Source organism: uncultured Streptococcus sp. (assembly GCF_938036805.1).
Classification (GTDB): Bacteria; Bacillota; Bacilli; order Lactobacillales; family Streptococcaceae; genus Streptococcus.
In genome coordinates, this window is sequence record NZ_CALHWC010000017.1 from 1 (window position 1) to 11,710 (window position 11,710).

The window sequence follows — 11,710 nt, forward strand, 5'->3', positions numbered from 1 at the left end:
GACAGTTTTAAGAGCGATCAATATCAGCAATTAGTAACAGCTTTGATTGATGGGAATCCAGTGCCTAGTACTATCGTTAAGAAGTTAGAAACGAATATTAAACAGCGACAAAAGTACCCTAATCACTGGTCTCAGGTGCAGCAAATAAGTTTAGCGATTTTACACAAACAATATGGAAGGGAGTTTAAACCAATGTTAGATCACGAAAATACTAATCGTTCCTATCTCTTCGGAAGATTATTAGCTATTTTTGAATTGATGGAATTGAAAAAATATGAAATTGAGAATCCAAATAAGGACAAGAAAGAATCTAATAGGATAACAAATGCCGAGAGGTACTGGAATGCCTATACCAGCCAGCCAGCTAAATTAATGATGAATTTAGTAAATAAAATCAAGCCTTATGAAGAGGCTGTGAAATTAAACGCTCATGGAATCTTTCATAAATTAGACAAAGAGCGAGCAGAAATTGTCCAATTACTCAGCCCCCTAATGGCAAAGAAGGATATCAATGATCCCTTGGATTATCAATTTATTTTTGGTTACTATGCTGAAAAGCAGTTCTTTTATACAAAACAAGAAAAAAATGAAAGTGAGGAATAGTAGATGTTGGAACACAAGATTGATTTTATGGTAACGGTTGAAGTGAGGGAAGCTAATGCAAATGGAGATCCCTTGTCAGGAAATATGCCAAGAACAAATGCAGCCAATCAAGGCTTAATCAGCGATGTAGCCATCAAGCGCAAAATCCGCAATCGGATGCAGGATTTTGGCCACACCATCTTTGTACAAGCAAACGATCGCATTGAGGATGGGCTTAATTCACTTGAGAAACGGTTTAAGACTCAATTTACAGGAAAAGAATCAGATGAAGAAATTAATGAAAAAGCCAATCAATTATGGATGGATGTCCGTTCGTTTGGTCAAGTGTTCACTTATCTAAAAGATCGCTCGTTTGCTATTCGTGGACCGGTTTCTGTCAGCATGGCTAAATCTTTGGATCCAATCATCATCTCTAGTTTACAGATTACTCGAAGCACAAATGGTGTCGAACCTAAAAAAGCAGGTGGACGTTCATCTGATACGATGGGGACTAAGCATTTTGTGGACTATGGCGTCTATGTCATCAAAGGTTCGATTAATCCAAATTTTGCTGAAAAAACAGGATTCTCTAACGAAGATGCTGAAGTTATTAAGGAAGTGCTCGTTAGTCTTTTTGAAAACGATGCCTCTTCTGCTCGTCCAGAAGGCTCTATGCGTGTTCGTGAGGTATTCTGGTTTACTCATTCTAATAAGTTAGGAAATGTTTCCAGTGCGCGTGTTTTTGATTTGATTGAATTTGACAAAGAAAAACAGGATAAAGATAGTTACGATGACTACCGCATTCATCTGAATCAAGAAAAATTAGCAGAATATGAAGCTAAAGGATTGAAAGTTGATATCTTAGAAGGACTGTAAAATGGTTTATGCTGAAAGTGACTATTTGATGTTATCTGGTATTCAGCATTTCCAATTCTGCAAGTGCCAATGGAGTTTGATTCATATTGAGCAGCAGTGGGCTGAAAACGAAGCGACAGCTCATGGGCAGATTTTGCATCAAAAGGCGGATAATCCTTATATTAAAGAAAAGCGAAAGGATGTCATAACCTCACGAGCTATGCATGTCTCATCAAAAGAGCTTGGTCTCTATGGGATATTGGATGTGGTTGAATTCCATAAGGATGAAAATGGAGTTCCATTAAAAGGAAAACGTGGCAAATGGCTTCCTGTCATTATTGAATATAAGCGTGGAAAACCAAAACGAGATACCCGAGATATTGTTCAGCTGGTTGCTCAAACGATTTGTCTTGAAGAAACTCTTGGGTGCGCAATCGAGTATGGCTATCTTTATTACCATAGTGTGAATCAAAAGAGGCAAATAGAAATCACCTCTGATTTACGAAAAGAAGTAGCCGAGTTAGCTTGCCAAATGCATGAATATTATGACAAAAAGCTTATTCCAAAAGCTGAATATTTTAAAAACTGTCAGTTATGCTCCTTAGTTGATATTTGCATGCCGCGTTTGACTAAAAAGGCGCGCAATATTGACAATTACATTTTCCAAGCATTAAAAAGTGAGGATAGCTTATGAAAAAGCTACTTAATACTCTATATTTGACTCAAGATAATTTTTATTTAACGCGTGAACGAGATAATATCGTTATCAAGCAAGAAGGTAAAGTTATCAGTCGTTTCCCATGTCGAATTATTGACGGAATTGTTTGTTTTTCTTATTTGGGAGCGTCTCCTTCTTTGATTGAACTCTGTGCTGAGAATCAGATTAATTTGTCCTTCCATACCCCGCAAGGACGCTTTTGCGGTCGATTTGTTGGGCAAACAAATGGGAATGTTTTGCTAAGAAGGCAGCATTATCGTTTGGCTGATGAAGAACAATCTCTAGAATATGCAAAACATTTTATTCTTGCTAAAATTTCAAATTCTAGAAAATATTTACTACGTTTTAAGCGTGATCATCGCGATCGGATTGATAGCCAACTATTTGAAGAAGTGAATACGGAATTGACTTGGGCCTTGGAACAGGTTCAAGCAGCTGAAAACAAGGATTCTCTTTTAGGAATAGAGGGTCAGGCAGCAAACCAATATTTTCGTATTTTTAATGATTTAGTATTAACTGATAAGGAGACTTTTCAGTTTAATGGGCGAACTAGACGCCCTCCATTAGATTGTGTCAATGCTTTGTTATCATTTGGCTATAGTTTATTAACATATGAATGCCAATCTGCTTTGGAAGCAGTAGGGCTGGATAGTTATGTTGGCTTCTTTCATACGGATAGGCCAGGTCGTGCTAGCTTGGCATTGGATTTAGTCGAAGAATTTCGTGCTTATATAGTTGACAGATTTGTGTTTTCTTTGATAAATAAAGCTCAGTTAAGCAAAAAACATTTTGACTTTAAGGAAAATGGAAGTGTCATATTAACTGAAAAAGGGCGTGCAATTTTTATTGAAGCCTGGCAAAAGCGGAAACATCAGGAAGTAGAACATCCTTTCACTAAAGAAAAAGTGAAATTGATGTTACTGCCCTATATCCAAGCACAGTTATTGGCCAAGACAATCCGTGGAGAATTGGAATCCTATCCACCGTTTTTAATATAGGAGCCGGTTTATGATGGTATTAGTAACATATGATGTGAATACTGAAACTGCGCAAGGCAGGAAAAGATTACGTCATGTGGCAAAATTATGCGTTGATTATGGGCAACGCGTTCAGAATTCAGTTTTTGAATGCTCAGTAACTCCTGCAGAATTTGTAGAAATAAAAGCTAAGCTTTTGAGTATAATTGACACTGAGTCCGACAGTATTCGTTTTTATTTGCTAGGAAAAAACTGGCAAAATCGTCTAGAAACGATTGGACGTGATACAAGTTATGATCCTGATATAGGGGTATTACTCCTTTAAATAGTCTAGTGCGAATGGATGTTACTCAGAAAAAAGCAGGACTTTCGCGCAAAAAATAAACAAAAATAAGGCAAAAATTCGAAATTCTAGAAGAGTTTACTTTCCTCGAAAGATAATTTTTGCCTAAAACAGTGCAACTACGCGCTGTCGCTCCCTTCACGGGGGCGTGGATTGAAATTGGCTTCTATAGATAGGTACAGGCTATCAGTGTCAGTCGCTCCCTTCACGGGGGCGTGGATTGAAATAAGGATGATACCATCTTCTTTTTCTTCCCAAGAAAGTCGCTCCCTTCACGGGGGCGTGGATTGAAATAGCTCTAACGGAAAATGAAACTATCGGAACTCGTGTCGCTCCCTTCACGGGGGCGTGGATTGAAATATAGTGTTGTTTTCCTTTTCTTTTGTTGATTGAGTCGCTCCCTTCACGGGGGCGTGGATTGAAATTATCTTTTCCAGTCTTTGATATATCCTGAAATACTGTCGCTCCCTTCACGGGGGCGTGGATTGAAATTCATTCGTTCGAGATATTCAGTCATAGCCATTGTGTCGCTCCCTTCACGGGGGCGTGGATTGAAATTTTGCTTGGGGGTATAAACCGACTTGGGACGGTGTCGCTCCCTTCACGGGGGCGTGGATTGAAATCGTCCACGGTTGTTGATGTTGAAATCGAGGATAAGGTCGCTCCCTTCACGGGGGCGTGGATTGAAATTTTCAACGAACAACGTTACAAGATGAACTGGGAGGTCGCTCCCTTCACGGGGGCGTGGATTGAAATATGATTAGTGACCTCTGTTTAAATTAGTGATGAAGTCGCTCCCTTCACGGGGGCGTGGATTGAAATACTTTAGGTTTAACAGCAGGCGCCACTTTAGGCTGTCGCTCCCTTCACGGGGGCGTGGATTGAAATTGAGTTGAGTTTGCAGACGGTAGCATTGCCTCCTGTCGCTCCCTTCACGGGGGCGTGGATTGAAATTTGTATCGGCTATCAGCCTGTGACCACTTATCCCGTCGCTCCCTTCACGGGGGCGTGGATTGAAATTTGCCTTTGGTAAAAACCTCGCAGAAGTTTCGCGAGTCGCTCCCTTCACGGGGGCGTGGATTGAAATTATGATGATAGATTGACCTTGATTATAGATGAAAGTCGCTCCCTTCACGGGGGCGTGGATTGAAATTGAATAGCTCCATCTTCAACGCCGAAAGCATCTTGTCGCTCCCTTCACGGGGGCGTGGATTGAAATCAATAATGTAAATAACAGTTCAAGTAGCAATGATGTCGCTCCCTTCACGGGGGCGTGGATTGAAATCCCTCTTATAGCATGTACAGTAGTTCGCTCTATCGTCGCTCCCTTCACGGGGGCGTGGATTGAAATAAGAGAGCTGATGAAGGTTGTCTAAAGCAAAAAAGGTCGCTCCCTTCACGGGGGCGTGGATTGAAATTTTGTACAAGGCTACATTTTCAGCCATCACTTTACGTCGCTCCCTTCACGGGGGCGTGGATTGAAATATAACCTTGTCAATGATGATGACGAGCCTATCATGTCGCTCCCTTCACGGGGGCGTGGATTGAAATTTTGTACTGAAAGTTGTCTTAGTGTTGGTACTACGTCGCTCCCTTCACGGGGGCGTGGATTGAAATAGGAGTAGCGACTTTAGGGACTGCTGGCGCAACCAGTCGCTCCCTTCACGGGGGCGTGGATTGAAATAGCTATCCAGTGCATGCACTTGATGAATCAGGCGGTCGCTCCCTTCACGGGGGCGTGGATTGAAATCCATAATCAACAACTTTAGGACTAACAACTGCAGTCGCTCCCTTCACGGGGGCGTGGATTGAAATCTAAAATTATTGAACTCTCTCCATCTAAGCTATCGTCGCTCCCTTCACGGGGGCGTGGATTGAAATTAGCGAGGAGCTAACAAAACTCCAAAGCACCAAAGGTCGCTCCCTTCACGGGGGCGTGGATTGAAATTTTTTTGGTTTGGAAGATTCTATCTTGCAAAGCGGTCGCTCCCTTCACGGGGGCGTGGATTGAAATTGGTACAGCCTCAAAATTTTCAAGCGGTCGTCTCGTCGCTCCCTTCACGGGGGCGTGGATTGAAATCTGAAACTGAGTTCCCAAAGCTACCCCGATATCCGTCGCTCCCTTCACGGGGGCGTGGATTGAAATTGGACAAGGTCTTAGCAAAATCATTTGACTATAAGTCGCTCCCTTCACGGGAGAGTGAATTGAGATATAAAAATAGCGAATTCTTTAGTTATTTCAGAAGTGTCGCTCCGTCTCAGAATGTGACTTTTCATGAACCTACTACAGTTGACAAATATCCAACTTCTCGTTTTGATCGGCAGGATATTGGGTAGTTTTAGAGCTGTGTTGTTTCGAATGGTTCCAAAACCGCTCCAAAGAGCCCTACATAGTCCAATAAATCCGATTCTTGAAAGGAGAGTCGGATTTTAAATTTATTCGATTTCGATTTTCTTCCTATAAATTTTTAGCAACATCTGCTTGTATTTTCCTTAGATTCTGTTATAATGGTAAAACATTTATTTAGGAGGAAGAGAATGAGCTATATTTTGGAAATTTTACCTAGTCTTCTAAGTGGAGCGGCAACTACCTTGCAGGTGTTTGCTTTGGTTTTGGTTTTTTCGATTCCTTTGGGAATTATGCTGGCTTTTTCGATGCAAATTAGCTTGAAGCCCCTGCAATGGCTGCTTAATATTTACATCTGGATCATGCGCGGGACGCCGCTTTTATTGCAGCTAATCTTTATTTACTATGTTTTGCCAAGTATCGGCATTCGGCTGGATCGGATTCCTGCAGCGATTATTGCCTTTACACTAAACTACGCAGCTTATTTTGCGGAGATTTTCCGCGGCGGTATTTCTTCCATTCCAACTGGACAGTATGAAGCTGCAAAGGTTTTAAAATTTACTCCTGTTCAGACGATTCGCCTGATTATTTTGCCGCAGGTCGTAAAAATTGTGCTACCAAGCGTATTTAATGAAGTCATGACTTTGGTGAAAGATACCTCTTTGGTGTATGCTTTAGGCATTTCAGACTTGATTTTGGCCAGTCGTACAGCGGCTAACCGAGATGCCAGTCTGGCACCGATGTTTGTTGCAGGCTTGATTTATTTACTCTTAATCGGTCTGGCTACGCTGGTTGCTAAGCAGGTCGAAAAGAAATTTAGTTATTATAAGTAGGTGCTATTATGTTAGAATTACGAAATATTAGTAAAAAATTTGGTGATAAGCAGATTCTAAAGGATTTTAATTTAATCGTGCCTGAAAAGCAAGTGTTGGCCATTGTTGGACCTTCGGGCGGAGGGAAGACGACTCTTCTGCGTATGCTAGCAGGTTTGGAGACGATTGATTCAGGACAAGTAATTTATAATGGAGAGATTTTGGATGTCGCAGAGCTTGAAAAGCGTAATCTTCTAGGCTTTGTTTTTCAAGATTTTCAGCTCTTTCCTCATTTGTCTGTCTTGGAAAATTTGACTTTATCACCAATCCATACAATGAATGTTTCCAAAGAAGAAGCTGAAGAGAAGGCGCAGGACTTATTGGCTCGCTTAGGCTTGTCCGAGCATGCAAAGGCCTACCCTTATTCGCTGTCAGGTGGGCAAAAACAGCGGGTCGCTTTGGCTCGTGCTATGATGATTAACCCAGAGATTATCGGATATGATGAGCCAACTTCTGCCTTGGATCCTGCCTTACGCTTGGAAGTAGAAAAACTCATCCTTCAAAATCGTGAAATGGGGATGACGCAGATTGTGGTTACACATGATTTGCAGTTTGCGGAAAACATTGCGGATTCTATTCTCAAAGTCATACCAAAATAAGGGAGGTCCGAATGAAAGTAAAGAATATTCTTTTGACCTGTTTGACCCTGATCCTAACCTTCCTGCTCGGTGCTTGTAGTTCCAATGTCAGTGATCCCAGCTTGGATAACTGGAGCAAGTACGAGGAGAAAAAACAGATTACAATTGGCTTTGATAATACCTTTGTTCCTATGGGATTTGAGCAAAAAGATGGCACTTATGCAGGGTTTGATATTGATCTGGCCAATGCTGTCTTTAAGGAATACGGGATTGAGGTGAAATGGCAGCCAATTGATTGGGATATGAAAGAAACAGAGTTGACTAACGGCACGATTGACCTCATTTGGAATGGCTATTCCGCAACGGACGAGAGAATGGAAAAGGTGCAATTTACCATTCCTTACATGAAAAATGAGCAGGTTTTGGTCAGCAAAAAGTCCTCTCATATCTCACAGGCCAGTGATATGGCAGGAAAAATATTGGGCGCCCAAACGGGATCTTCTGGCTATGTAGCATTTGAAAGCAATCCTGAAATATTGAAAACCTTTGTCAAAAATCATACAGCGACCCAGTACCAAAGCTTCAACGAGGCTTTAATTGATTTGCAAAACGACCGGATTGATGGTCTCTTGATTGACCGCGTTTATGCCAATTATTATCTGACAGAAGAAGGAATTTTAGATCAATATTCAGTCTTTTCAGTTGGATTTGAGAGCGAGGCCTTTGCGGTCGGAGCTAGAAAGGCGGACCGTACTTTAGTTGAAAAAGTAAATGCTGCTTTCGGGAAATTATACCAAGAGGGAGAATTCCAGAAAATCGCTGAAAAGTGGTTTGGAGAGGATATTGCGACAGACCAAGTGAAAGCATATAAAAACAACTAGCAGAAAACTAGTTGTTTTTTCGTGTTTCTTGGTGAAAGATATTTTGCCAGACTTCGTGGCGGCGCCATAGGCTAGTATGGATGACATCGCCGATTTGATAGCGAATCAGCTTGGTCTTTTGGCTGACGGATGTAATTTCTAAATTTTTGATGGGAGAAGTTTGGGCTCTCTCTAGTTGAAATTCCTCTTTGTTTAGCTGGCGACCATCTTGGGAAATGTAGACAAAATCAGAGGAAAGAAGTGCCTCCAATTGACTACCTTGGTCGACTAATTGCTCACGCATCAGGAGCTTTTGATAGACATTATCCAGAATCTCATCTTCAGGAATCGGAGCTGGCTCAATATGAATATCAATGTCGAAGACGCCAAAGTTCTCTTTGAGCATATCCTCTACCTGATCAGCGATTTCGTGGCTTTCAAAGACAGAGAGGTCGGGATTCATTTCCAGTATAATATCCAAATAGATATTGCTACCATAGGTCCGACCACGCTGGGACTTGACGCGTGTGATTTTAGGGATTTCCAGGATAGCGCGCTTGTAATCGTCTAAAAGATCCTGATCAAAGCCATCTGACAGGCTGAAAGAGGACTCTATAAAGATATCATAGGCTGTTTTTAGAATGAAAAACGTAATAACGATGGCTGCTAGCTTATCAACGATAGGGAATTTCAGGGAGCTGGTAATAATGGCAACAGAAGTACCCAGAGAAGTGATGGCATCCGAGAGATTATCCTTGGCAGCCGCATCCAGAGCTTTGGATTTTACCCTTTTTGCTAGGTTTTTATTGTAAAGATAAACACCAAACATGATGATGGCCGATACAATCCCGACGATGGCTCCCACAGGATCAATCAAGGTTTCTTCCTTGTTAATGATTTTTTGAGCTGTATCAATGAGGACATTGAAACCGACAAAAAACATGATGAAAGAAGTAATCAGGCTGGCCAGATCTTCAATCTTCCAATGGCCGAAGCGGTGGTCCTTATCCGCTGGTTTTCTTGCCATGCGTAGGCCAATTAAGACTGCTAGATTGGCAACGATATCGGAGACGTTGTTGAAACCATCCGCCATCAAACTGGAGGATGTCAGTGTCGCACCTGCAATGATTTTTGTAACGGATAGGCCAATGTAGGTGGCAATTGCTAGGAGGGCGCCTCGTTCGGCAAGTTTGAGATTGTCGCTTGGATGATTGTTCATGGCTGCTCCTTTCTAGACTACTATTATAGCTTTTTCACACTTGAATTTCAATTGAGGACAGTTGCCTTTTCGATAACAAATTCACTCGAATTTTGATATAATGGAAGCATTGATTTTCAGTTTGGTTTTACATTGAAAGGATAGAAGATGAATCCCTTATTAAACGGTATGAATGACCGTCAGGCCGAAGCGGTCCAGACGACAGAAGGCCCCTTGTTGATTATGGCGGGGGCTGGTTCGGGAAAGACTCGTGTCTTGACCCACCGCATTGCCTATTTGATTGACGAGAAGATGGTTAATCCTTGGAATATCCTAGCCATTACCTTTACCAATAAGGCAGCGCGGGAGATGAAGGAACGGGCAGCAGCACTTAATCCAGCCACCCAAGATTGCTTAATCGCTACCTTCCACTCCATGTGTGTGCGTATTCTGCGGCGAGAAGCTGACCATATTGGCTACAATCGCAACTTTACTATCGTTGATCCGGGTGAGCAGCGAACCCTGATGAAACGGATTCTCAAAAATCTCAATCTAGATCCTAAAAAGTGGAACGAGCGCGCTATTCTGGGGACCATTTCTAATGCAAAGAACGACCTGATTGATGAGGTGGCCTATGCGAATCTAGCTGGTGATATGTACACGGAGATTGTGGCCAAGTGCTACACGGCCTACCAAAAGGAACTGCGCCAGTCTGAGGCCATGGACTTTGACGATTTGATTATGCTGACCTTGCGGCTTTTTGATCAAAATCCTGATGTCCTGACCTACTACCAGCAACGTTACCAGTACATCCATGTAGACGAGTATCAGGATACCAACCATGCTCAGTACCAACTGGTCAAACTCTTGGCTTCTCGCTTTAAGAATATCTGCGTGGTCGGGGATGCTGACCAGTCTATCTATGGCTGGCGGGGAGCCGATATGCAGAATATCTTGGACTTTGAAAAGGATTATCCAGAAGCTAAGGTAGTTCTATTAGAGGAAAATTATCGCTCGACTAAGACCATCCTTCAGGCGGCTAATGAAGTCATCCGAAACAACCGCAACCGCCGTCCTAAGAATCTCTGGACTCAAAACGAAGACGGTGAAGAAATTGTCTACTACCGAGCTAACGATGAACAAGATGAGGCTGTTTTTGTAGCCAAAACCATCGATGAAATAGGTCGCAGCCAAAACTTCCTTCACAAAGACTTCGCAGTTCTTTATCGAACTAACGCCCAGTCCCGTACCATTGAGGAGGCCCTGCTCAAGTCCAATATTCCTTATACTATGGTCGGCGGAACCAAGTTCTACAGCCGTAAAGAAATCCGCGATGTTATTTCTTACCTCAATCTCATCGCCAATCCTAGTGACAATATCAGCTACGAGCGCGTGGTCAATGAGCCCAAACGTGGTGTCGGACCGGGAACGGTAGAGAAGATTCGGGATTTTGCGGCTAGTCAAGAAATCTCTTTGCTGGAGGCGTCAGCTAATATCATGTTGTCACCAGTCAAGGGCAAGGCGGCTCAGGCAGTTTATGAGTTTGCCAATCTGATACTCGACTTGCGGGATCGTTTGGATAACTATAGTGTGACTGAGCTAGTCGAGCTTGTTCTGAAAAAGACAGGTTACTCAGTCGCCTTGGCAGCTCAGGCAACCTTGGAAAGCCAAGCACGGATTGAAAATATCGAAGAATTCCTATCTGTAACCAAGAGCTTTGATGAAAATCCAGACAATCCAGCTGATGAGACGGGACTTGATAAGCTCAGCCGATTTCTTAATGACTTGGCCTTGATTGCAGACACAGACGATGGAGAGCAGGAGAGTTCTGAAGTGACTTTGATGACCCTTCACGCAGCCAAGGGATTGGAATTTCCAGTCGTCTTTCTGGTTGGTATGGAGGAAAATGTCTTTCCTCTGAGCCGGGCATCTGAAGATGAGGATGAGCTGGAAGAGGAGCGGCGTCTGGCCTATGTCGGTATCACCCGAGCAGAGAAGATTCTTTATCTGACCAATGCTAATTCTCGCCTGCTTTATGGTCGGACTAACTACAATCAGCCGACCCGTTTCTTGAGAGAAATCAGTTCAGACTTGCTAAACTATCAGGGACTGGCTCGACCAGCCAACAGCTCCTTTAAGGTTAGTTATACCAACAGCGATACTAGCAAATTCGGTCAGGGCATGAGTCTAGCTCAAGCCTTGCAGGAGAGGAAGCGTCAGGCGGCACCTAGTTCGATTTCTACAGGCAGTCTGCCTTTTGGAAAGAACGGGCAGAGCCAGGCATCCAAGCCGGAAGTTGTTTGGGCTATTGGAGATATTGCCCATCATAAGAAATGGGGCGATGGGACAGTTCTGGCAGTCTCTGGCAGTGGAAACAGTC

10 protein-coding genes and 1 CRISPR repeat array are annotated in these 11,710 nt (G+C 42.8%); of the genes, 9 read left to right on the plus strand and 1 reads right to left on the minus strand.

The window, feature by feature from the left end:
• From Q0191_RS00770 to Q0191_RS00805, 8 genes are all read left to right on the plus strand, one after another.
• A partial coding sequence (locus Q0191_RS00770) for a type I-C CRISPR-associated protein Cas8c/Csd1 (RefSeq protein WP_297662929.1) occupies nt 1-603 on the plus strand: 603 nt, incomplete at its 5' end.
• 3 nt (nt 604-606) lie between these two features.
• Nucleotides 607-1,458, plus strand: a complete 852-nt coding sequence (cas7c, locus tag Q0191_RS00775; RefSeq protein WP_148887572.1) for a type I-C CRISPR-associated protein Cas7/Csd2 — start codon at nt 607-609, stop codon at nt 1,456-1,458.
• Nucleotide 1,459: 1 nt separating this feature from the next.
• A complete protein-coding gene (cas4, locus tag Q0191_RS00780) occupies nt 1,460-2,131 on the plus strand; it encodes a CRISPR-associated protein Cas4 (RefSeq protein WP_297662934.1) in 672 nt (223 codons plus the stop codon).
• Nucleotides 2,128-3,153, plus strand: coding sequence for a type I-C CRISPR-associated endonuclease Cas1c (gene cas1c / locus Q0191_RS00785; RefSeq protein ID WP_297662937.1), 1,026 nt, complete (start codon nt 2,128-2,130; stop codon nt 3,151-3,153). The genes cas4 and cas1c overlap by 4 nt, the downstream gene beginning before the upstream one ends.
• 10 nt (nt 3,154-3,163) lie before the next feature.
• Nucleotides 3,164-3,457 carry a CRISPR-associated endonuclease Cas2 gene (cas2, locus tag Q0191_RS00790; protein ID WP_002930608.1) on the plus strand — a complete coding sequence of 98 codons (294 nt, stop codon included), beginning with the start codon at nt 3,164-3,166 and terminating at the stop codon, nt 3,455-3,457.
• A 146-nt stretch (nt 3,458-3,603) separates the two neighbouring features.
• Nucleotides 3,604-5,687: a CRISPR direct-repeat array (repeat unit 32 nt; unit sequence GTCGCTCCCTTCACGGGGGCGTGGATTGAAAT).
• A gap of 326 nt (nt 5,688-6,013) precedes the next feature.
• Nucleotides 6,014-6,655 carry an amino acid ABC transporter permease gene (locus Q0191_RS00795; protein WP_297662941.1) on the plus strand — a complete coding sequence of 214 codons (642 nt, stop codon included), beginning with the start codon at nt 6,014-6,016 and terminating at the stop codon, nt 6,653-6,655.
• Nucleotides 6,656-6,663: 8 nt separating this feature from the next.
• Nucleotides 6,664-7,293, plus strand: a complete 630-nt coding sequence (locus Q0191_RS00800) for an amino acid ABC transporter ATP-binding protein (RefSeq protein WP_297662943.1) — start codon at nt 6,664-6,666, stop codon at nt 7,291-7,293.
• Between the two features lie 11 nt (nt 7,294-7,304).
• On the plus strand, nt 7,305-8,153 hold the full coding sequence (locus Q0191_RS00805; RefSeq protein ID WP_297662945.1) for an amino acid ABC transporter substrate-binding protein: 849 nt from the start codon (nt 7,305-7,307) through the stop codon (nt 8,151-8,153).
• Between the two features lie 7 nt (nt 8,154-8,160).
• Here the strand turns inward: Q0191_RS00805 and Q0191_RS00810 are convergent, their stop codons facing one another.
• Entirely contained in the window at nt 8,161-9,351 is a 1,191-nt protein-coding gene (locus Q0191_RS00810; RefSeq protein ID WP_297662947.1) for a cation diffusion facilitator family transporter, read from the minus strand.
• A gap of 147 nt (nt 9,352-9,498) precedes the next feature.
• Here Q0191_RS00810 and pcrA point away from each other — a divergent pair.
• A partial coding sequence (pcrA, locus tag Q0191_RS00815) for a DNA helicase PcrA (RefSeq protein WP_297662949.1) occupies nt 9,499-11,710 on the plus strand: 2,212 nt, incomplete at its 3' end.